Origin of the sequence: Companilactobacillus paralimentarius DSM 13238 = JCM 10415 (assembly GCF_001434985.1) — a bacterium.
GTDB lineage: Bacteria > Bacillota > Bacilli > Lactobacillales > Lactobacillaceae > Companilactobacillus > Companilactobacillus paralimentarius.
Window position 1 is genome coordinate 79078 of record NZ_AZES01000165.1, and the last position, 22801, is coordinate 101878.

20 protein-coding genes and 1 tRNA gene are annotated in these 22801 nt (G+C 33.8%); 4 read left to right on the top strand and 17 right to left on the bottom strand.

What is annotated here, in order from left to right; all coding sequences use genetic code 11:
• Positions 1-22: 22 nt before the first annotated feature.
• A complete protein-coding gene (gene yqeK, locus FD33_RS12210) occupies positions 23-616 on the top strand; it encodes a bis(5'-nucleosyl)-tetraphosphatase (symmetrical) YqeK (RefSeq protein ID WP_051564088.1) in 594 nt (197 codons plus the stop codon).
• Positions 617-671: 55 nt separating this feature from the next.
• On the opposite strand, the gene FD33_RS12215 is transcribed toward yqeK, so the two are convergent.
• The 5 genes from FD33_RS12215 to FD33_RS12235 are packed head-to-tail and all read right to left on the bottom strand — an operon-like array spanning position 672 to position 7689.
• Entirely contained in the window at positions 672-1610 is a 939-nt protein-coding gene (locus tag FD33_RS12215; protein WP_025084469.1) for a 3'-5' exoribonuclease YhaM family protein, read from the bottom strand.
• A complete protein-coding gene (locus FD33_RS12220) occupies positions 1610-4039 on the bottom strand; it encodes an ATP-binding protein (RefSeq protein ID WP_025084468.1) in 2430 nt (809 codons plus the stop codon). The genes FD33_RS12215 and FD33_RS12220 overlap by 1 nt, the downstream gene beginning before the upstream one ends.
• Positions 4040-4041: 2 nt before the next feature.
• Positions 4042-5205, bottom strand: a complete 1164-nt coding sequence (locus FD33_RS12225) for a metallophosphoesterase family protein (protein WP_025084467.1) — start codon at positions 5203-5205, stop codon at positions 4042-4044.
• A 60-nt stretch (positions 5206-5265) separates the two neighbouring features.
• Positions 5266-5607: a YlbF family regulator gene (locus FD33_RS12230; protein ID WP_025084466.1), complete on the bottom strand. Its 342-nt coding sequence runs from the start codon at positions 5605-5607 to the stop codon at positions 5266-5268.
• A gap of 9 nt (positions 5608-5616) precedes the next feature.
• Positions 5617-7689 carry a PBP1A family penicillin-binding protein gene (locus tag FD33_RS12235; protein ID WP_056956009.1) on the bottom strand — a complete coding sequence of 691 codons (2073 nt, stop codon included), beginning with the start codon at positions 7687-7689 and terminating at the stop codon, positions 5617-5619.
• Between the two features lie 90 nt (positions 7690-7779).
• On the opposite strand from FD33_RS12235, the gene FD33_RS12240 reads away from it, so the two are divergent.
• Complete coding sequence (locus FD33_RS12240) at positions 7780-8694, top strand: RluA family pseudouridine synthase (protein WP_025084465.1); 915 nt, start codon at positions 7780-7782, stop codon at positions 8692-8694.
• 61 nt (positions 8695-8755) lie between these two features.
• Here the strand turns inward: FD33_RS12240 and FD33_RS12245 are convergent, their stop codons facing one another.
• The 3 genes from FD33_RS12245 to FD33_RS12255 all read right to left on the bottom strand — a co-directional run bounded on the left by FD33_RS12245 (position 8756) and on the right by FD33_RS12255 (position 11795).
• Positions 8756-9676, bottom strand: a complete 921-nt coding sequence (locus FD33_RS12245) for a prenyltransferase (RefSeq protein WP_025084464.1) — start codon at positions 9674-9676, stop codon at positions 8756-8758.
• 12 nt (positions 9677-9688) lie between these two features.
• Positions 9689-11380, bottom strand: a complete 1692-nt coding sequence (gene argS, locus FD33_RS12250) for an arginine--tRNA ligase (RefSeq protein WP_025084463.1) — start codon at positions 11378-11380, stop codon at positions 9689-9691.
• A 344-nt stretch (positions 11381-11724) separates the two neighbouring features.
• Positions 11725-11795 (bottom strand) — tRNA-Gly (locus tag FD33_RS12255).
• Between the two features lie 167 nt (positions 11796-11962).
• Between FD33_RS12255 and FD33_RS12260 the strand changes: the two genes are divergently transcribed.
• Positions 11963-12448, top strand: coding sequence for a hypothetical protein (locus FD33_RS12260; RefSeq protein ID WP_025084462.1), 486 nt, complete (start codon positions 11963-11965; stop codon positions 12446-12448).
• 156 nt (positions 12449-12604) lie between these two features.
• Here the strand turns inward: FD33_RS12260 and FD33_RS13070 are convergent, their stop codons facing one another.
• The 8 genes from FD33_RS13070 to FD33_RS12290 form a co-directional block, all read right to left on the bottom strand.
• Positions 12605-12727 carry a hypothetical protein gene (locus FD33_RS13070; RefSeq protein ID WP_256970478.1) on the bottom strand — a complete coding sequence of 41 codons (123 nt, stop codon included), beginning with the start codon at positions 12725-12727 and terminating at the stop codon, positions 12605-12607.
• 543 nt (positions 12728-13270) lie between these two features.
• Positions 13271-14134, bottom strand: a complete 864-nt coding sequence (locus tag FD33_RS12265) for a hypothetical protein (protein ID WP_056956010.1) — start codon at positions 14132-14134, stop codon at positions 13271-13273.
• Complete coding sequence (locus tag FD33_RS12270; protein ID WP_319792510.1) at positions 14121-15659, bottom strand: cellulose biosynthesis cyclic di-GMP-binding regulatory protein BcsB; 1539 nt, start codon at positions 15657-15659, stop codon at positions 14121-14123. The genes FD33_RS12265 and FD33_RS12270 overlap by 14 nt, the downstream gene beginning before the upstream one ends.
• Entirely contained in the window at positions 15622-16245 is a 624-nt protein-coding gene (locus tag FD33_RS13125) for a cellulose biosynthesis cyclic di-GMP-binding regulatory protein BcsB (protein ID WP_338025604.1), read from the bottom strand. The genes FD33_RS12270 and FD33_RS13125 overlap by 38 nt, the downstream gene beginning before the upstream one ends.
• Positions 16190-17419 carry a glycosyltransferase family 2 protein gene (locus tag FD33_RS12275; RefSeq protein ID WP_025084461.1) on the bottom strand — a complete coding sequence of 410 codons (1230 nt, stop codon included), beginning with the start codon at positions 17417-17419 and terminating at the stop codon, positions 16190-16192. Before FD33_RS12275 ends, FD33_RS13125 begins: the two co-directional genes overlap by 56 nt.
• Before the next feature lie 36 nt (positions 17420-17455).
• Entirely contained in the window at positions 17456-19015 is a 1560-nt protein-coding gene (locus tag FD33_RS12280) for a hypothetical protein (protein WP_025084460.1), read from the bottom strand.
• Positions 19008-20492, bottom strand: coding sequence for a glycan biosynthesis hexose transferase WsfD (gene wsfD / locus FD33_RS12285; RefSeq protein WP_025084459.1), 1485 nt, complete (start codon positions 20490-20492; stop codon positions 19008-19010). Before wsfD ends, FD33_RS12280 begins: the two co-directional genes overlap by 8 nt.
• A 10-nt stretch (positions 20493-20502) precedes the next feature.
• Positions 20503-21624: a hypothetical protein gene (locus tag FD33_RS12290; RefSeq protein ID WP_227005253.1), complete on the bottom strand. Its 1122-nt coding sequence runs from the start codon at positions 21622-21624 to the stop codon at positions 20503-20505.
• Positions 21625-21827: 203 nt separating this feature from the next.
• Between FD33_RS12290 and FD33_RS12295 the strand changes: the two genes are divergently transcribed.
• Positions 21828-22109 (top strand): hypothetical protein, encoded by a 282-nt coding sequence (locus tag FD33_RS12295; RefSeq protein ID WP_056956011.1) that lies wholly within the window; start codon positions 21828-21830, stop codon positions 22107-22109.
• Between the two features lie 138 nt (positions 22110-22247).
• On the opposite strand, the gene FD33_RS12300 is transcribed toward FD33_RS12295, so the two are convergent.
• Positions 22248-22685, bottom strand: a complete 438-nt coding sequence (locus tag FD33_RS12300) for a MerR family transcriptional regulator (protein ID WP_025085854.1) — start codon at positions 22683-22685, stop codon at positions 22248-22250.
• Between the last annotated feature and the right edge of the window lie 116 nt (positions 22686-22801).

The window sequence follows — 22801 nt, forward strand, 5'->3', positions numbered from 1 at the left end:
GTTCTTTTTTTTGAGGAAAAATATGGATTACATTAAATACATCAACGACTTCAGGTTACAAACTAATCAAAGCTTTGTGGAGAATATCGAACGTTTCTATCAAGAAACTGAAACCATCTCTACCTTTTATCACGGCCAGATGGTCGCTAAAGAAGCTGTCAGCCTTTCTAAGGAATATCACGAACAACTTTACCAAGCAGGACTTTTACACGACATCAGCGCCTTTATTCCCAAAAGCGAGCGTCTGTTGATTTCTGAAAAGTTACATATTCCCGTGTTAAAAGAAGAACATCAAGTCCCACTTCTACTACATCAAAAACTTTCCGCCTATATTGCTGAAAAATGCTTTCAAATTAAGGATCCAATAATTTTAAACGCTATAAAGTGTCACACTACGCTAAAAAAGAATTTTAATAATTTTGATTTAATTGTTTTTCTGGCCGATAAAATTGCCTGGGATCAACCTGGTATTCCTCCATATTTAGAAGAATTGAACACTGCTTTAAAAGTTTCATATCAAGAAGCTGCTCTTGTGTATATTGACTATCTACTATCACACAACCTTTTAGTAGCCCATCCTTGGTTATTAGCTGCTAAAAAACAATTAACCATATAGAAAATAAAGCAGTATCTATCAGATGAAATCATCTAATAGATACTGCTTTTTATTATTAACTATGCTTATAAAATGAGCGATTGTCTAAACCAAAAATTCTTTCAGTGAACTTGCCCTCTTCAGTTTTATCCAAAGCCTTAGTGATCATATTAATAGAAGCATCCATCATATCGATATTATGTAGAACTTCGGCTTCTAACAGCTTAGGACGTTCTGGTGAACCATATTCAAGCAAACCATGATGTGACAAGATCATATGCCTCAAAAGAATCATATCTTCACTTTCAAGACTAATATCAAGATCTGTAGCAGCCTTAACGATTTCCTCATCAACAATAGTAATATGACCTAACATATTACCTTCAAAGGTATACTCAATGTCCAAACTATCTGTTAATTCAATGATTTTACCAAAATCATGCAAACAAGCTCCAGCTATCAGTAAAGCACGATTGATTTGTGGATAAAGATCAGAAATCTTCTCGGCCATACGTACCATACTCAAAGTGTGAAAAGCTAAACCACCTTGAAAATCATGATGGTTACTTTTGGCGGCGGCACTAGTAAAGAATTGATCATGATATTTTTTGAACAGGTATCTAACAATTCTATTCCAAGCACCATTAGTAATCTGCAAAAAAACATCCTCAAATTCATTTTCCATATCAGCACGTTTCATAGGTGCTGTTTGAACGAATTGTGACATATCCACAGTCTCAGCATCCAAAAGCCCTAGACGAGTAATATTAACTTGTGGCTTTCCTTGATACAAGTCACGGCGACCTTCTAATTGGACAATAGCACCAACATGATACTTCTTGGCATCATCCTCACTAGCATCCCAATACTTACCAGGAATCTGTCCTGATTTGTCTTCAAAAACTAATGACAAAAAATTTTTGCCATTCTTAGCAAGTCGAAAATCAGAACGTTTAATAATAACTTCCAAACTCATTGTTTCTCCGTTGTTAAAATCAATAATATGTTTACCCACTAGGCTTCCTCCTTCAATTTCAATATATGATCCTGTGGCAACAACCTAGGTTCACTGGCAGTTACATAAATAACTTGATTATCTTTAGCAATTTTTTGAATCAATTCAAAAACATTTTCTGTTCTTGATATATCAAAATCAACAAACGCATCATCAATCAAAATTGGTAATTTGATTAAGTCGGCTATCTCAGTAACGAAAGCCAAACGTAACGAAATATATAATTGAACTGTTGTTGCCTGTGATAATTCGTGAACATCGAAGCGATTCTTGGACTGACTAAAGACTGCAATATCGTTATCGTGAAAATCTATCTTAACATAGTTATTATTCGTCAACAAAGCAAAGTATTGTGTAGCTTTTTGCATCATCTTAGGATAACGATTTTCAGTTGCAATATTTAGCATCTCTCGAATCCATCTACTAGCTAAGGTCTTAGAAAGCCATTCATCATAATATTCAATAATATCAACTTTATTCTGTGCCAATTGGTCAACTACTCGTTGATATTGAGTATTGTCCAAAACTTGTTGCATCTGTTCTTTCAGCGAACCAATTTGACGACTCAATTCATTATTCTTATCAGTCAAAGTTTCTTTTCTCGTAACAACTTGTTGCAAATCCTTAATCAATTCATCGTGATTGGAATATTGTTGTAATCGCTTTAAGTCATCACCTAAAAAGGCCTTATCCTGTTTAATCTGATTAATAACCATCTGATTCTTAACTTGACTCGTATGCATTTGGACAAATTGCTCTACACTCACCAATCGATATTTATCGACTATTTGTGATATCTCTGCATTGATCTCCTGCAAACGTTGATTACGATTATCAGTGATCACCTGAGTTTCTGATTGACTCTGCTCGTTTAAATCAGCCCGCGCTTTGATTTGATCTAACCTCGTAAAGTACTTTTCAATCTGTTCATTATAATTATCATTCTTATACGACTTATCTAAGATGTTCAATTCTAATAGAATATTACGCCACTTATTCAAATCAACTTCAATTGCCTTAATACCATCGCTCAAGCTATTCTGAGTTGAACGGTAATTAGCTAATTGAATAACCGTACTTTGAATGTTAACAATGCTTTCTCGATTCAAAGTTTGATAACCTTTTTGACTAAGAAAAGCATAATTAGTTAATTTTTGGTTAGATTTAAGATTGCGACTTTGATAGAAATACCAACCCCCACAACCAATTGCCACAATTGCAAAGATCACTTTTAAAGGATTACCTGTCACTACAGCTAAAATTGCAGCAATACCACAAATCAACAATGGCAAATTATTATTATTTACATGTTGTTGTGGATTAATCTGATCCAATTCCTCACTCGATAATGGCCGCATGTCTTCTGATAATTGCGGATTATTTTTGAACAGTTGATCAACCTGCGTATCTACTTTTAGTAACTTAGATTTCATATCATCCCGATGAAATTGTAAGTTTTGCAACTCAAATTTCTGATTGCGAATATAATCCATGCGCTTCTGATTGGCTTTATAATTGATTAACATTTGTTTTTCAACATTATTCAGTTGAGCCACACGATTAGTCGTCGTTGTCTCTTGTAATGTACTTAATTCTTGATTATCAGTTAGAAATTTTTCCCAATCTTCATTACTAATTTGAACGTTATTACCAGCAGGTTGTTTATTCTTCCTTAATTTTTCAAAGCGTTCCCACTTCTTATCTAAATTACGTAAAAGGTTTTCCTGTTCACTAACCTGCTTCAATAACTTTGCATTATCGTCAAACTCAATTTGAGTCTGTTGGGTTTGATTCTTAACTTTTTGGTAAACAACTTGTTGATTCTCAAACTCTGCTTTTTCTTCAATTAGGTCATCACGTTCTTTTAACTTAGCAATCAAAGGTTGTTTCTGACCACGACGTTTATAAATATTCTCTGCTGAAGCTGTCATATGATCAGCTGTGGCTAACCATTCTTTACTGCCCACGGCATCAACGGACATAATTTCCGTTTCTAATTGATTTTCATCTAATCCATAAATAGAAAAAATATTTTTATCGTCAAAAACATGCGTATGTTCAAAGTCATCTTTAGTAAAACTGCCGATAATTTCTTTTAAAAGTGCTTCGGGAACTTGTTGTTCATCATGAAAAAGGGTTAATTCACCGTCACCTTTACCGTCAACTCTACGAATGGTCCAATTACTGTTATCGTCAGCCTTAAATACTAATTCACCGCCATATTGACTACTTGTCTTAGGCTTATATTGTAGGTACTTATTATCTCCTCTAGCTGATGCAAAACCAAAGAGAATACTTTTTATAAAATTTAGGAGGGTCGTTTTACCGGCTTCATTGGAACCAAAAATAACTTGATAATCTTGCTGAAAGTCAAATTCTTGGTCGACCCATTTACCAAAGCCATATATTTTTGCTTTAACTAGTTTCACGATTATTCTCCAGTATATTTTTGATTAATTGTATTTTTAGTCAGTCCGACAATATGTTTTAAAAAGTCTGGCTGTTTAATATGCTCTCGAATAACATCCGAACTGTAAAGTCTACTATCTAAATCCTTGATATCATCTAAATTAATAGACTTCTGTTCTGCTTCATCCCAATATTTCTGATCAATCGTAGCTAATTGAGGATTACTGTTATATTTCAAATAAATCTTATAAAGTATTCCTGAAGTTGCCAAAGTTTGTAATTGTTGTTCGAGTTCATTTCGATTAATTGTCTTAACAACATCTGCATCCAGATATTGTGCATTCTCAATTGTTAAAGTTAATAAAACATTTGGTTTATTCAAAAGTTGTTGTATTTTTTCTATCAAAGAATCAACTGTATCATCTGTCGTGACATTTAAGTTGGCTTTTTCCCATGTATAGATGCTGCTCTGAACAAATTCTAATTGCGTAGTACCATTCTCAACTGAAACAAGATAAAAACCTTTAGGAGTTGTTTCGTTTTGATTACGACCTTGAATATCACCAGGATAAACAATCATCGGTCTCTCGTTTAAAATCTGTCGCTTGTGAATATGACCTAATGCCCAGTAGTCATATCCTTTTTTCAATAAATCATTAATCTTGAAGGGAGCATAATTGTCATCACCGACACCTGCATGCAAAACGCCAATTTGATAATCTACGCCATTTCGTTCAGGATAATCTTGAACGAGATTTTTACTAATGTGTTGTTGATAATAGCTAAATCCTGCAATACCAACCTTTTGGCCATCTTTAGTAATCAGTGTTTCTTCTGTAGGATTTTGACCAAAAATTGTCACATTATCAGGAAAATCAATAACTGAAAAATTACTACGATAATAATCATGATTACCATAAATCATCAAAACTTTAATGCCAGCTTGATTTAATTTTTCAAATTCGGACTTCAAAAACATCTGTGCTTTTAAAGAACTATCTGTATCATCAAAAATATCTCCTGCCAAGATGACAAAATCGACTTCTTTTTCCAAGGCAACTCGAAAAAGCTTCCGAGCCGCTTCATAAGTTGAAGCCTTTAATTTAGCTTGTAATTCTTTTGAAAAGTCACTTATTCCTACAAATGGCGTATCTAAATGCAAATCAGCTGCATGCAAAAACTTCATTCTAAAACTCCCCCGTAAAAGAAAAGGACTTGAGCAAAATACCTAAGCCCTAAGTCCTTATTATTTATCTTGATAAATTTCGGCGATTGGTTTTGAAATGATTTTGTTCAATTCATCCATCATCGAATTCATCTTTTGCTCTTTTTCCATTAAGTTTTGAATTTCACTGTAGTTTGAAAGTTGATCTGTTAATTCACGCATTGAGTTGACGTCATCATCCGTGATTTCTTGGCCTTGCATTTGTTTTTGTTGAAGTTCAAATTGTTTGTTTTGAACTTTATCAAAAAGCTTATAAGCTAGGTCGTTAGCCTTAACAGCTTCAAAAGCAAGCTTTAATTCGGAAACTTCTGTTGTCTTTCTTAAATCTTGTTCAAGTTGATTGGCACTATCATAAATGTTCATACAGTCCTCCTATTGACCAAAAAAGTTCTTAATATCATTATACCATTCTGTAGCTTTATTTTTAACGTTGTTTACGCCATCTTCAATAGATTTTGTAATATCTTTATTTCCAGAATCATCTTTATCGGCTTTAGCCAAATTTGCGGCGTCCTTCACTCCGAAATCAGTACCTTTAGTTTCTGGCAAAATATTTTCCATCTCATCCTTGAAGAGATAAGCTAGACCATTTTCACTGGTACCAGGTATGAAATGATTTTGATCTGTCTTGTCGAAACCGATCCAACTAGCAACGACTACATCCGGAGTATAACCAATCATCCACTGATCTTTAGTACCATCATAACCCCACGAACGTGGAACTTCAGTACTACCAGTCTTACCAGCTATTTGATAACCAGAAGGTTTAGCGGCTTTACCAGTTCCCTCGTTATAGACACCAAGCATCATACTTGTCATTTCTTTAGCCGTGTTTTTGCTAATGATTTGTTTAGTAGAATTATTAGTGTTATCAACAATAACAGTTCCAGTTGAATCTACGATTTTAGTAATAAAATGTGTATTAGCTAATTTACCTTCATTGGCAAAAGCAGTATACGCACGGGCCATTTGCATTGGTGAAACACCATTCTCCAAACCACCCAAAGCTAAAGCTAAATTCTGATCGTTTTTGTGAATCTTAATTCCAAAGTTTTCTACAGAATTGACACCCTTTTTTACACCAATTTTGTCCAATAAAGCTACAGCTGGAACATTCTCACTTTGAATCAAAGCTTTATACATTGGAATTGATTTTTGATATAAACCGTCAGCATTAGTTGGCGTATATTTATTTTTACCAAAACTAGTGATTTCATCAGGTAATTCTGAATCATAACTGTAACCATTCTCAATCGCCGGTGTATAAACAGCCAATGGTTTAATAGTAGAACCCGGCTGTTGCTGCATCTGTGTTGCACGATTATAACCTCTAAACGTATGGTCACCCCTACCACCAATAACAGCTAAAACACCACCTGTTTTAGGATCTAGAGCAATTGAGGCACCTTGAATCTTAGTACCATCAGCAGCATTAGCTGGGAAAAGATAACTATTACTGAAAGAGTTTTGCATATTTGTTTGCATCTTTTGATCCAGCGTCGTGTAAATCTTGTAGCCCTTATTCAAAATATCGTCTTCTTTAAGACCATATTTATTTACGGCTTCAGATATAACAGCGTCAAAGAAATACGGATATTTGTAGGAACTACTCTCTGCATAATTATCATTTAAATAAATTGGTGTATTCTTATAGTATGTAGCTTGTGATGAAGTTAGTTTTTTATTTGCAACCATTAAATCCAAAACTAAATTACGTCTAGATTTCGAGTTAGACATACTATCAATTGGATTATAGTTATTAGGAGCTTTTAAAATTCCTGCTAGAACGGCACCTTCGGCTGGATTTAATTCGGAGGCATTCTTACCAAAATACTTTTCAGAAGCATCTTGAACCCCCCAGACCCCATTACCAAAATAGGCGTTATTCAAATACATCGTCAAAATTTCTTTTTTAGAATAGACGTGATTAATTTCAATTGATAAGAATAATTCTTCTCCTTTACGAGAAAGTGTCTGTTTCTGTGTTAAAAGGGAATTCTTCGCTAATTGTTGCGTTAAGGTACTACCACCACCGCTAATGCCATGATGTATCAAATAACCTAGTGCAGCACGTGCGTAACCTTTAATACTAAAACCAGGGTTAGTCCAGAAAGTACGATCCTCAGTAGAAATTACTGCATTCTGAATATTTTTAGAAATTTTATCGTAACTAACATATGTTCCCTTGTTTGCATATAATTCACCTGCATCGTCTCCATCTTTATCCAAGACGGTTGTCTTAGTTTGCAAAGACGACTGCAAGTTTTGTACATTTGAAGTTTTAGCTTTGTAAGTCCAAAAACTACTTAAAACTAGTATTGCTGTTAAAACCAATAAGATAATCCAACGGGTAATTTGGAATCTTTTCCAATACTTTTTAATAAAAGACCAAGCAACTAGTAATTTCGGTTTAAGCCAATCCCAAAACCTATTTTCATTATTCATTGTTTAAATACCTCTGTATAAGAACAAATTTTATCACATTATTGGAATATTTTTTAATTTACTCATCAATATTTAAGGAGAATCCTCTCGATGTACCAGAAGAAAATCACTTATCATTCTAAAAATAACGAAAAATTAACCCTAAGAGAACTTCTCAAAAAGTGGTTAATTCCTAAAAAGTGGCAACATCTATTTCGCATACAGCACGATGTTCTGATAAATGACATTTATCAGCCCTTTAATACCATTATTAAAGATAAAGATGTGCTTACTTTGAACTTTAACTTTGAACCTCGAACGGAACAACATTATTTACCTGGACATGATCCAATCGATGTTGCTTATGAAGATGATGATATTATTGTTGTCAACAAACAAGCTGGTAAAAAAACACATCCTAACCGCAAAATTGAAGATGATTCCCTAATGAATGACGTGGAAAATTACTTGCAAGATGCACATCCTTACATGGTTCATCGTATCGATATGGAAACCTCTGGTTTAGTTTTAATCGCTAAAACACCTTATTTAGTACCTATCTTCAATCGTCAATTGAGTAGCAAGACATTACATCGTCAATATCTTGCTGTTGTTAAGCTGAATCAACCAATTTTCAATTCTGGCACAATTGATTTGCCGATTGGACAAGATCCCACCGATGTTCGCAAACGTATGGTAACTGAAGATGGATTAAACGCCATCACCGAATATGAAGTGATCAAAAAGAACAATGATTTTGCCCTACTCAAATTAAATTTACAAACAGGTCGAACCCATCAGTTAAGAGTTCACTTGTCTCATATGGGTTGGCCTATTGTCAATGATCCCCTCTACAACTCAGATCCTAAACATGGTAAACTATTATTGTTTGCTGACAAATTAACCTTTGAAGAACCTTTCACAGATAATTCAAAAATAATTAAGGCAAAATTATCAAAAGATATGTATAATTTAATATGTGCTTATTTTAAGCAACCAAAAAGCTCATCTAATCCCGACAATTAGATGAGCTCTCTTTTTGTCCAAAAAAGTTTAGGAGTGAAATAACTTTCTTGGTTGGACTGTACTAAAGGATGGACATAATCAATTTTATAATCGCCCCGACAGCAATTAATAAAATATATCCCACCACCAGCTTAGTAACAGCTTTTATTACTAGAGGATATGTCTTTGTCTTTATCTGTTCTTTTAGATAAGGACGTAGATCATCCCATATATTTGGATAAAGTAGTACGAGTAACAGTGTAATGTAAGGTACTACTTTGAGAATTGCCAAAATGGGAATTAGCAGGAAGGCTAAAGCCCAACTAGCTTTAAACAAACTCAAGGCATTGGTTTTACCAATTTTAATAACCAATGTATGACGACCATTTTTTATATCTGCTTCTAGATCAGAAGTTCCATTACTGAGCTCTGCACAGAAAAAGGCAAAGGTATTTGGCAAACTCACCAAAATAACAGAAATGGCTGTACTAGAATCAAACTTACCAGTTCCAGCTAACCCTAAGTAAGAGTATGTCACTGGAATTAGTTGGGTAATGGCAATAGCTACCACTGCTTCTCCAAACATCGTGGAGTTAAGTGGCTTGGGACCTGCCGAATACAATAATCCAACCCCGATACCGACAATACCGAGAATTAAAGTTATCCAGCCCGTCTTATAAATTAAGAATGCCCCAATCAATAATGGAAAAATGGCCAAACCGTACATCCATTTTTTAACTATTGCCAATGATTCACGATTAATTCCAATCGTACTAATTTTGCTACGATATTCTTCACTAGTTGAATTACGATAATCCATATAATTATTATGAAAATTAATAAATAAATGAATAAAGAAAACAGCTATAAAACCTAAAATACCATATACCAAATTGTAAGTTCCATAATTTAGATAGGCAAAGACTATTGCTAATATCAACCATGCTATATCTAGTGTGGTCGTTTTTATCTCTGATAGTTCGCTAAAGAGTTTTCTATCCAAAATTAATTCACCCTACATTTCTTCCGGAGCCTTAACACCAAGAAGTGCTAATGACATTTGTAATACTGTTGAAACTGATTTAACTAAAGCAAGTCTTGCTTTCAATCCTTCGTCGTCAGCTAAAATTCTACTGTGTGCATAATATTGGTTAAAACTCTTAGCAAGTTTCAAAACATATTTGGCAACAACTGAAGGTTCATATTCCTTGGCAGCACGTTTAACGACCTCTGGGAAGTCTTGAAGCATCTTAATGGTATCCCAAGCTTGATCATCAGCAATAGCTAAATCCTTTGTATCAGAATAATCAACATTGGCTTTTCTTAAAATACTTAAAGCACGAGCATTAGTGTATTGAACGTAAGGACCAGTTTCACCTTCAAAGCGAACAACTTCTTCCAAATTGAAATCAAAACTGTCACGACGATCATTCTTCAAGTCATGGAAAACAACTGCACCAACACCGACAGCCTCAGCTACAGCATCTTTGTCTTTCAAATCTGGATTCTTTTCTTCAATTTGTTTCTTAGCAAGATCAACTGCATCATTCAAAACGTTATCTAATAAGATAACATTACCTTTACGTGTTGATAGTTTCTTACCACCAGTTGTAATTAAACCAAATGGAATATAGACAATATCATCGGCCCAGTCATAACCCATCTTCTTAAGAACAATCTTAAGTTTTGTAAAATGCTCTGCTTGCTCACTACCAACAACATAAAGTGATTTAACAAAGTCAAAAGTATCCTTACGATATTTAGCAGCAGCCAAGTCACGAGTAATGTAAAGTGTTGCACCATCAGTCTTCTTGATCAAAGCTGGTGATAAATCATATTGTGATAAGTCAACAATTTCAGCACCACGACTTTCTTCAAGCAACCCTTTTTCTTCAAGAGTATCAACGATGGCATCCATTTTATCGTTATAGAAAGATTCACCTGTAAAGTGATCAAATTGAACATCTAGACGGTTGTAAATTGTTTGGAATTCCTTCAATGATAATTCCTTAAACCATGACCAAAGAGCAAGAGCTTCCTTGTCACCGTCTTCCATCTTCTTAAACCAAGCACGAGCTTCATCGTCAAGTTCAGGTTTTTCTTCAGCTTCTTTATGGAAACGAACATAATACTTCAATAGATTATTGATCGGATCGGCTTCAACCTCTTCAACTGAACCCCACATCTTATAGCCAACGATCAACTTACCAAATTGTGTTCCCCAATCACCCAAGTGATTAATTTTAACCGGAGTGTAATTCAATTTAGCGATAATTTTGGCAATTGAGTTACCAATTACAGTTGAACGTAAGTGACCCATTGACATAGGTTTAGCAATGTTAGGTGATGACATATCGATTGGTACATTACGTCCCTTACCTTCATCAGCGTTACCATAATTTTCTTTATCATTTAAAATTTCATTCAAAACAGAATTTGAAAAAGCTTTCTTATCTAAGAAGAAATTAATATAGGCACCAGTATTAACAACTTTTTCAAAGCCAGTTGTTTCAATTTTGCCTACCAAATCTTCAGCAATCATATTTGGTGCTTTATGTAGGGATTTAGCCAAAATAAATGTTGGAAAAGCATAGTCACCAAGATCTGATGTTTTAGGTTTTTCAATTAATTTTGTAACTTGTTCCTCTGTAATTTCGTCAGGTAAAACTTTGACTAAAGCGTCAACTACTTGTTTTTTAAAATCCATATTTTCCTCCTATTAGATAAAAAAAACGCCTCTTCCAATAATATATCCTTATTGAAAGAGACGAGATTTCCCGCGGTACCACTCTAATTGATTAATATCCACTCATTAATTAATATATTCAGTTTACATTTTAAATTAAGAAAGGATGCGACTTAGTCATTGAAATAGTCAACTTACACCAAAATTTGACCTCGCTTGAAAACAATTAACTAATTAGTCCCTCTTTTGCAAAAATATGATAGCACATAAAATTACCAATAACAATAATTATTACGAATAATATCACATCATTTGATACAAAAAAACGTTGACCAGAAACGATCAATACTTCAAAACTTGTATAAAGCGAACTACGAGAATCGAACTCGCGACACTAGCTTGGGAAGCTGGTATTTTACCATTAAACTAAGTTCGCATGTCATAACTAGTTAAGTATACAACATAATATTCCAAAAAGATAAGTTTTATTTAAAATTGTCTTGAAAATTTACAATATAAATTGCTTTTTACATTTCATTACCATAGAATCAACAGTGATGATAGATTTCTATCGACATATTGTGCATCAAGGAGAAGATTATAATGAAAAAAAAATTGGTTACTTTATTAGCCGCTGTTTCATTAATGGGTGGATTTGCCACAGTGGCTACTGGTTGTTCAAATACCAAAAGTACTCAACAAGTAGATCAACACTCTGCAAAGAAGATTACAAAAGATGAAATCAAAGGTCATGATTACATTGGTGTAAGTAGTGACAACAAAGATGAGTACATCACCTTCTTTACTGGCAAAGATAAAAAGAAAGTCCAATTTAACCGTGTAAATAAAGATGGCTCACAAAAGAATATCACTAACTTTAAAAAGGCCAAAATCGTTATGGACAAAAAGAACCCTAAGAAATTCAAGATCGATGGTTTCAGAATTATTATGGAACCTGACTTCGATTGGAACTTTGTCAAAGTTGGCAAGACAACAATCAAAACTTCTGATGGCAAGAAATGGAAATTATACGACGGAACTCATAAACAAGCAGTTAAGGCCGTACAAAAGAACGCTAAGAACAAGTAAAATCAATAAAAGCTAATAGAGAATCCATTAGGATTTTCCATTAGCTTTTTTCATTATACAATTTGTAAATTTTTTATTTAAAACAAAAAAATGATCCACGGTTTTAAACCATGGATCATTTATTGATTAATAACTGAATTTTATTGTTAAAAAAAATTATGCAGTCTTTAATTTGTTAACTGCTTCTTCAATTGTTTTACCGTTTGCAAAGACTTTTGTATTTGTATCCACAACGGTAAACATTTGAGACTTAGTATTCAAGCTTACTTGATATTTCATTTGTCTACCTCCTAATAGTTTGTTGTTAACTCAACGGATGAGACAATTATATTACTAATTTTATAAAAAGCAAGCCCTTACATTTTTAATTTTTCGCTCAAAAATTCTGCTTATCGGTAGAATTTTTTCTAAAATCTCGATATAATTAAGTCAATAAATAAGGAGAAGATGCAAAATGAAGAACATGTCCAAAAAAGAATATCCGTCGTGGTACCCTCGTAAACGAGGGCATAACACAGTAGAGTTTAATAAACCTGATAAATGGTATGAATGGTCGGCCATTCTTGATATTATCTTTTTTGCGATTTTTTTACTTATAATAAATCACTAACATACAAATATATTTGACACTCAGAAATGAGTGTCTTTTTTATTTTTGTCATTAGTTTCACTTCTAATTTTTTAAAAATTGAATACAATTTGTCTTTAATGCAAAACGACCTTTTCATGCAAAAAAGCGTATTCAATTTTTCGTACCTAAAAAAAAGTTCAAGGCAGCATCATCTTCGATGTTCACTGCTTTGAACTTTTTTAATGTTTCATTTACACATCGTACTGTGTTTCATGAATACCGGCATTCATTAGATCATAAGGTGTCTTCATTGTTGACGAATCCCATGAAGCAATTCCTACGATCATAGAGATAGCCATTGTCGAAAGGGAATCGTTAGCTTTCACATTTTTTTCAAAGCCTTCCTTAATTCGACCAGTGGCTATGCCTGCCCCTTTATTATCGGTATATAACAGAATGGCCCAAGTCGGATCATCACTATTTAACAAATACGTAATATCATTAGTACGCGTTTTTTCTTTAATGGAATCAGTTGTCAATTTTAATAACAACTTAGTCTGATTAGGACTCATCATTCGTCTCAAGTCGTTAAAATAGCGAATTTTAATGATTGCTGTCGTAACTGGGATATCAAAGCGACGATTAGTTTCTGCAAATACTGCTATATCTTCAATATAGGCCACTGTCGTCCGCAAATTAGTCTGTTCATCAAATGCCCCACGTTCTATCAAAGCTGTTCTCAGCTCTCCGTTAGACTTTTGAAGGGCTACCTGATTCTTTGTCATTGAATAAAGTGCCAATGATAATAACATTGGTATAACCATCCAAAAACTCAATTGCCAAGGAATTCGCGCCGTCTGACTAACATATTGATAAATCATGATTATGGCCTGAATCGCAATAAAAACAATGTTAGAAATCAAACTGGGCAAAATGCCAAAGAAGTAAGTAATCATCAATAACATAACTGTACAGAACAAATAAATTACGTTTAATAAAATATTGCCCGTCAGTGCCATAAGTATTGCCGTAGCACTAAACAAAGAAAGAAAAACGAGTAATCCAACATCCTGTAGAAGTGAACTTTTTTCGTCATCATTATTATTTTCCGCCATGCTTGCTCCCTCCATTCAAGTGTCCTTGCTTTCGAACGGTTAAGATAACTCCTACTCCAATTAGAATTATCACGATCAAAGCCAAGCCTAAATATAAAATCAATTGCGAATTTTTACTAAAAGTACGTTTATTTTCCAGAGACTTATCAATAGCCTTATTCTTCTTAAATCGGTATCCATAGTGGGCATTATTCATGTCAACAACCACAGCATCTCCAGTAAATTGTTGAATGTTTTTTTGAAAGTTAATCTGTGTCGAAGCCAAATAGACATCCTTAGTATTACTTCCCGTAACAACTAACATTCCTCGTTTATCATTATAAGGTGAACGCATTAGTTGGGCTGTTCCAATATTCTTACCATAATCTTTTTCAATACTTAATTTCTCATTAGAAATAATTCGATCAAAATTCTTTGAATATTTAAAATAAAGATTAGGATTCAACTTTTTTATCATTGAATTATTCCGTGGTGTTCCTAATACAATCACATTACTGTTCTTCAAAACATTCTGACTTGGCATCGACTTATAAAACTGAATTCTACCTGTATTACTCTTTGCAAAATTACCAATTAAATTAAAGATATTAGTTAAAGTCTTAAAGTCGTCTGTATTCAAGGTTTTAGGAGCTACCACAGCTATATCATCATAAGTCTCATTATTGATAAATAACGTGGGGTAATTTGTGAATAGCAGGTCATTACTTCGTTGTGATTTGACCAACATTTTCGAATCTGGACTAACCTGTGCCCACGGCGTATTACTATTATCAGAAGTATCCTGATCTTTCATTTCAAGATCAAAAGCTGCTCTAACAGTAAAACTACTTCCCAATGACAAACCACGCGGTAATTTAACACTTAAGGTATCGTTGTTAGCATGAACAGCTGTCAATTTTTTACTGCCAATTACTGTATTGTTAACGTAAAGCGTTACTAACGACCGATTGAAATTCAAGTTTTTACTATAATTAAAATGCAGTGTTATTTGTGATCCATCAGCATTTGAACGATCATTAGGAATCTGGACTAAGTAGCTACTCTCCTTATGACCTGCCCCTTCAATTCGATCTGCTGATGTTGTCAAATAGTGTGTCCCATTATCGTGTAGAGATGAAGTATAAGTATCGGTAGTCTCATCAACTTCCTCTGTATCTTTATCGGTTTCCTTCATCAACTCTTCATTGGCCACAAAGCGAGCTGCTTTTTCCAACAGTGCTCCCGATTTGGCGGTAACAATCAGATAATATTTACCATCAGTATAATATGTCTTGATAAGAGCTTTATTTTTTAATTGGTCAGGATCAATTTGCTTTTTCAATTCATCAGGCAAGTGATCATATTGGGCAACTACTAACATATAGTCGTTCTTGGCTGCATTCAGTTCTGATAACTTGACAACAGGAATCTGATCATTCTCAGTGGTAATAATTCGAGATTCACCATATAAGGCAACCATACTAGCAGTCAATTCCTTAGCGGTTGGATTATCGGCTGTTGCTATTTTTTGACCTTTGATAAGCAATTGTATCCTGACCTGAGAAATGGGCATAGAAAGAACTTAGGGTATTCTCTGCTTCTTTAAGTTGATACTCAAAATTAACATTAGAACCATTACCAATGGTTAACCAATTTGCCGGAGTTTGCTGCAATTGATAATTTTTATCCGGCATTTGATCTAAGACTTGACCAGTGATTGTCAACCGATTACTGCCACTAACTAAATCTAAAGGCACAGTGATTTTTTCAGTTTGAAAACCGGTTTTATCTTTAGATCTAAAAGAATAGAATTTAACACCATTTAAAGAAACTGTAATATCAGATGCTTGACGATTAGCTAATTGCGAAATTTGATAATTAAAATTGAAAGTAACTTTCTTTAGATCCCAATAATCCATCTTCGTAAAATACATATTAGCTTCCACTGATTTACCTGAAAGTGTCGTTATACTATTTTGAAATTGTTGCGTATAGGTCTGATTGTCTGCTGCCTGTACTGAAATTGGTTGTGACAAAGTTATTGCAGCAATGAAAATGGCAACCAAAATTGCCAAACTATTTATAACGTTTCGTTTTATACCACTTTGCTTGCTTATGAAAGACTTGTTCACGAATATACCCCACCATTCCGTATGCAGCTACCGCTAGCCACATTTGACTATAAACTAAATACATAAAAATAATTAATAACAAATTGCTAAAGGTTAACTCACCTCGTTCAGTCGTTATCGTTACAAAAGTACTGATAACAAACATCAAGACAGCGAATAACCAGAGATAATTACTAAAACCTTGTAAATTGGAATGAACGATTCCTGCCACTGACAAGACAAAAACTGAATCAGATAGAACCAATGACGTCATTAATAGAAAATAAATCGTCAAAAAGTATAAAAGATCAAAACGAATGGGACGACCTTTCTTCTGAAAAAGCAATTTAGCATTTTTGATAATAACGTATATATTTCCCTTTACCCAGCGAGTTCGTTGATGGAACCAAACATCCAAAGTTTGAGGTTCCTGTTCCCAAGTAACGGCTCGAGGTTGAAATTTAATTCTATAACCCATTTGGTAAACTCGAAAACTGATTTCGGTATCTTCAGCCAAGGCCTTAACATCCCAACCACCAACTTTTTCAATTACGCTACGACGAATAACATAATTGGTTCCCGGAATCGTACACAAATGGAATAATTGTTGACGTCCTGCTTGAGCCATCCATTGAAATGATAAAGTTTCAATATTGATAAAACGCGTCAATAATGTCGCATTCTTATTACGCGTTCTAAATTTACCAATAACGGCCGCTAATTTATCGTCCGATAATAACTCTGCTACAAGAATTCTCAGCGCTCCATGTTCAGGTGTATTGTCTGCATCATAAATTGAAATAATACTTCCTTTAGCACTCTTTAAACCAATATTTAAGGCATTAGACTTACCTTTACCGCCAGTAACCTTGTCAGTATTGATAACCTTTAAGCGTGCTTCACCAAATTGATCCTGCAAATTCTTTAATAAATCCGCTGAATTATCACTAGAATTGTCATTAATAACAATAACTTCATATCTATCTTGTGGATAATCAAAACTCAGTAATGACAAAACCGTTTTAACAATAACAATGCCCTCATTGTGTGCCGGCACCAATATTGATACGAACGGTGCCTGTTCTGGTAACTTAGGATCAGGCCTTGTAACATGTCGCAAATACCATGTGTATCCAGCAACAGTTAAGATTAAATTAACTACCAAAGTTCCCCAAATGGAGATAATTGCAATCATCAGAAAAAAATCTAAGACTGAAATAACTATCCCTCCTTAACGTTTAAATCGATTCCAATAAACCTTTTGTCCAATGAAAATGAAAATCAAAAGGATAATCATAATAATGACAAAGAAAACGGCCAAAATATTGCCCTGGACTTTGAAGTAATCTTTAAAAAGCGAATTAGGCTTACCATCAGAAAATTGTTTATTCAAATCCAAATTAGTATTCTGAATATCCTCTAACTTACCGTTAACTAAATAGTCACCATGATTATATTTCAAACTAGTAGTTTCAGTATTAATTTCAGAGCTAAAACCATCTTCCACTGGATTATACCAATTCAGTGGAAGATTTTTAATTTCGCTCTCTACATGCTCTAATTCTTTTTGCGAATACGGCATATTGATTGTTAAAGCAGTCGGAATTGTAAATGTCGTAGAATCACTCTTCTTCACATCATTAAGTGAAGCCGCTGGCATGGCAAAAAAGCTCTGTTTAGCAATCTGTGCATCGTTATCTTGATTAACGTAAGTAACTTTAGTCCCATCCTGCATCAATAACCAATGATCTGCATATTTCAAAGAATTGTTTCGTAAAACCTTGTCTTGATTCCAAAAACCAGCAGAACTTATACCGACCGGAAAGACTTGCTGTCGAGCCAAGCTGACAATATATGTCAGAAATTTCTGATTAAGTAATTGACCAGCGGTATCCACACCACTGCTGACTTCAGGAGTCTGTAAAAAGATGATTCCTCCACGATTTTCAATATTTCTTAAAACCGCCGTGAATCGATCAAAGGCTTTCATTTCAGTGTTTTTACTTACAGAGGTTGTACTTATAGCAAAAGGTATTCCCATCTTGTAACAGAATTTACTTAATTCATCCAGTGTTCGTAAATTTGTATATAGAGTCACATTAGTTATTGTCAATAATGGTTGAAACTTCCCCACTCGATCAAATAATTGAGCAATCATTTGGGTTTGTACAATCAAGCTCAAACCTTTATTTGTAAAAAATGGCAAATATCCCTGTTTGCCATTGATATATCCAAAAGGATAACTCCTTTGATCTGTTTGTTGAGTTGATAGAGTACCTACTTGGCTTGCTCCATTGGCCTGCTGGGTAATGACCGTAATACTCTGACTAAACGGCAATTGTTCACGGTTAGAATCTTTTTTCAAAATAAATTGTTGCTGATAAACTTTTTGAACTTTAATTCCCAATTGATTAATTTCTGTTTGCGTAAGATTTTCACCAATATGTAATTTTATACCTGAAAATTTATCTCGATCATTAATAAATTCTCGATTGATCAAACCGACCTGACGCCAATTAATCATCGTGATGACACCCAAATATTTTTTATCCAAGGTACCTTTTTTATAATCAGCCTGTGAAACAGTTTTAACACGTAAATCCATACTAGTTAGGCTTCGTTGTAAAGCATCAATATTCTTCTTATCATTCTTTACATCATTTTGTGAATCATAAACTAGTAAAACTCGATTATGATTCGTAGCAGCATTTATGGTTCGAGAGAAATTAAATAATGAAAATAAAATTAACATTAGGGACATCACTAAAGAAAATTTAATCCCTTTATTCACTGACTTCATCCCCCTCAGTATTCCACAACGTATGATTTATCAAATCGGAAATAAACATTAGTAAAGACATATTCAAGCTGACCGGTACTAAAAACAAATGCTTAGCCAAATCAGCATCGCCATCACCGACAATAGAAACAATCGGTACAAAAACAACTACAGTCATTAATCCGAAAATCAAGAAAAATCGTAAGATACCCATGTAACGTTTAGCTTTAATATCTAAATAAAAGCCAACACTATAGACAGCAATAAAGCCGATCGCAAGTAAACAGTCAAAAGCATATTTCCCTGGAAAGAAAGCTCCCATTAAAGAACTATATACAGTAAAATATTTTACTTGTTCTCCTGGTTTATGGCCTGAATTTCTAACAAAATTACCTACCGCTCGTGGCTGTACTGCGGTTACATCCTTAGCAGCTACGTCCAATAAATTATTAAATTGTTTCAAATTACCAGCGTAGTAACGGACAATCCAAGCAAAACCCGTTTTATCCATCAGATGTTTTTTTACATATTTACTACCTGGATCTAACGTTGCATAGTTTTTAGAATAATAGTTTTCATTTCTCATGAGAGCAAACTGACCATCGACTCCACCACGTTCAATTTTTTTAGTTGGATCGCTAGTCTCCAATAATGTTCCATGCGAAAATGTTTGAAAAGTATTGGCTCCAACAATTTCTGATCCGATGGACTTATAAATTCCCACGCCAGACATCAATACCAAAACAATTCCCAATGCCGTGGCCATTCTTCTGGCCCTAAAATGTGGTAAAAACATGATACCTATCGCTACCACACCAAAACTCAAAGCCAATGGTGCATTCTGTTGCTTATTAGTAATCAGTAGAATTGTCGAAATGAAGAATAGAAAGGTCATTGGCCATCTTCTTGAATAAATATTTCTTGCTAAGGAAATAATCGATGCACACAAGTAAAGCATTAAAATAAACATTCCCGGTTCAGCGAAGAAAGAATTGAAATATAAGGTGTATGCTGAGTCGGCAAAAATGAACACGATTAAAAGTCCCATTACATAGCTCTTAACTTTACGATATGGGCGAACGAAAGCGTTAGTTAAAAGATAAATTCCACCTAAATAGAATAAATAATAAACTAAACCCATAAATCTAATATCAAAAATAGTCCTACTATAAAATAGTTTATTCAATAACAAAGCTATTTGAATAAATATGGTTTGTGATGATAATACTGATACGTTATTTTCATTAAAGTACTGCATAATACCAAATTTGGTTATCACAAAATCACTGTACTGACTGTAACTAGTAGGTAATCGATAAATACCATTACTCAAAATAGAACGATAAAAATCTCCATTATCAGCCAATCCATGAATTGGTGGTACAAATAATAAAATGCCACTAATAATGGCTGCCAAAACCGTTGCTAATAGTGCTGGAGAGACAAATTTTGAAAATTTATTTAAACAGTTATATATAAATTTTTTCAAACACTCACCCTCAATATTTTGCTGCCAATAACGTTGTTAAATTATTATACGAATAAGCCTCATTTTGATGCTCAATTCCAATACCACCGTAGATAGCAGACTTTTCATTCTTCACCTGATACTTCCAAGTTAATTTCATAGCCTTTTGATACATTCTTTTATTACCTTGCTTAGCAAAAATCATAGCTGCCAAAGCGTAACTACCCGCCGAATGAGAGCGACTGACCACATTACCATTAACAGAATAACCATTGTATAGCGTATTACGATCCACTTGATTCTTTAACCAATTTAAAGAGACTTGTTTTAGCTTACCTATTTCTGACAAGTGAAGTAATGTCTCCAAAGCCTCTGAAGTATTTAAGTCGTTATTACTATAGGTTTTGTTACTCCAATTGTAACTAGAAGCATAGAGTGGAAATGCGTCACCTAAATAACCATTTTGAACGACCGCTAACTGCTTTTTGTACATCTTCTTGTTCTGTTTAGAAGTTGATTCAAAGTATTTTAAAGTCGAGAAATCATAATAAGCTAATGAACCATCGTCACTAGCCTTCTTAGTTTTAACATCGTAGAAACTAGCAATTTTTCCGTTGCTCATTGTATTCTTTTGTAATGACCCAAATCTTCGTGCCGCCTCTTTTTTATAATTCTTGTTTCCTGTTTGATCGGCATACATTTGTAACGCCCTAATAATTCTCAAATCATCTAGAGTGGCATTAACATCAAATTTTTTATTAGTTGCAGGTGTGTAACGATAGCTAAACTGAGACCCTTGATCAAAAGTTTTTTTAGTTTCTCGGTAAAATTCTCTAAACTTTTTATATTGATGTGTATAGATCAGATATTCCAACCACATACCTGATGATTCTGAAAGTAACTCATGACCACGAGCAACATTTTTTTTATAAGATTGTTTCTTATAATTCGTATAGATACCCTTTTTAGTCATCATCTTATTTTCAATGAAGTGTTGTAATTCTTTTTCATTAGAAATGTAGTTACCATAATGGGATCTTTTACTAAAGTTACTATCACCATTAGGTACTAAAACCTTGGTTTTCTGATCACTGCATCCCGCTAAAATCAAGACCATCAAGAATAGCAGGATTATTTGGAATCTCTTTTTCAAAATTTTCCCTCACTTAATACTAAGTTAATACTTTTAATATCTTTTTTGCATATCTTTTTACCATCATATGTAATTATCTACGATATTGGGCTCCATGCCAATTCTTTTAGTATAAATTTGAACATTTTTTTATTTTATAAATATAATATTTTCGAAATATCTCTTTTCATCTCTGATATAATCGAATTTAAGGAGGCGCTCTCATGGCTTTGAATATTAATTTAATAAATGGTAAAAACATTCTCATAAATGAAGATACTTACTTGGTGGCTTGGAAATATCAATCATCACTAATGGCAAGTAACGCCGATCACTACTACTTAGACTGCATTTTCAAAGGTAGTTTTGAAGATGGCAAGGTTACTGAGGATCACGAAGAAAACAAACTCGAAGGTTTAATCAGTGCCGCTGATTGGTTAACGATTGGTAAAGACAACGATAATTCTATTAAAACTACTGCTGTTCTAGGTATTACTAGAGATTAATGGCAAATAAAAAAGGTTCCAGCTTACGCTGGAACCTTTTCTGCTCTCTGGGGGGAAAGCAGTAATCAGAATTTTGATTACGCTAAATCTTAACATTAAAAAAAACTGATTTCCAGAAAAATCTATGTAAATAAAAAATTAGTTATTCATAGATTGACTGGCTTTTGAAGCTGCTTCCAAAGTATCACAAAAATCTTCTAATCCTTCTTCAGAACCAGCTGCACAGGCAGCTTCAAAATACTTAACTTTATGATCAAGTTTTTCTAAATACTTTTCAGACTGGGCAATTTGACGCATTACTTCATCACGTTGTCGTTTAAACATTGCCAATCTTTGCTCTAAAGTTACATTACCCTCCATTGACATATTGACAAATTCTCGAATTTCCTTCAACGACATTCCAGTCTCTTTTAGGCATGAAATAAGTTCAACAAAATCCATATCATTTTCAGTAAATTTGCGACGACCATTGTCATCACGATGAACAAAAGACATTAATCCTTCTTTATCATAGTATCGCAGGGTATAACTTGAAAGGCCGTTTTTTTCGGCCACTTGTCCAATTGAATAAGCCATTTGAATATTCCTTTCAACTTTAAATTATTATCTTAAGTATAATCGTATAGTTCATATTTTTATATTATTTTAATATTGAATAAAAAAAAACTGCAAATTCACTTACAGTGAACTTG

What these genes read in the sequence shown, in the direction of transcription:
- yqeK (WP_051564088.1), top strand. Translation starts at nt 23, where the DNA reads ATGGATTACATTAAATACATCAACGACTTCAGGTTACAAACTAATCAA.
- FD33_RS12225 (WP_025084467.1), bottom strand. Translation starts at nt 5,205, where the DNA reads ATGAAGTTTTTGCATGCAGCTGATTTGCATTTAGATACGCCATTTGTA.
- FD33_RS12230 (WP_025084466.1), bottom strand. Translation starts at nt 5,607, where the DNA reads ATGAACATTTATGATAGTGCCAATCAACTTGAACAAGATTTAAGAAAG.
- FD33_RS12235 (WP_056956009.1), bottom strand. Translation starts at nt 7,689, where the DNA reads ATGAATAATGAAAATAGGTTTTGGGATTGGCTTAAACCGAAATTACTA.
- FD33_RS12240 (WP_025084465.1), top strand. Translation starts at nt 7,780, where the DNA reads ATGTACCAGAAGAAAATCACTTATCATTCTAAAAATAACGAAAAATTA.
- argS (WP_025084463.1), bottom strand. Translation starts at nt 11,380, where the DNA reads ATGGATTTTAAAAAACAAGTAGTTGACGCTTTAGTCAAAGTTTTACCT.
- FD33_RS12260 (WP_025084462.1), top strand. Translation starts at nt 11,963, where the DNA reads ATGAAAAAAAAATTGGTTACTTTATTAGCCGCTGTTTCATTAATGGGT.
- FD33_RS13070 (WP_256970478.1), bottom strand. Translation starts at nt 12,727, where the DNA reads ATGAAATATCAAGTAAGCTTGAATACTAAGTCTCAAATGTTTACCGTT.
- FD33_RS12265 (WP_056956010.1), bottom strand. Translation starts at nt 14,134, where the DNA reads ATGGCGGAAAATAATAATGATGACGAAAAAAGTTCACTTCTACAGGAT.
- FD33_RS12275 (WP_025084461.1), bottom strand. Translation starts at nt 17,419, where the DNA reads ATGATTGCAATTATCTCCATTTGGGGAACTTTGGTAGTTAATTTAATC.
- FD33_RS12295 (WP_056956011.1), top strand. Translation starts at nt 21,828, where the DNA reads ATGGCTTTGAATATTAATTTAATAAATGGTAAAAACATTCTCATAAAT.
- FD33_RS12300 (WP_025085854.1), bottom strand. Translation starts at nt 22,685, where the DNA reads ATGGCTTATTCAATTGGACAAGTGGCCGAAAAAAACGGCCTTTCAAGT.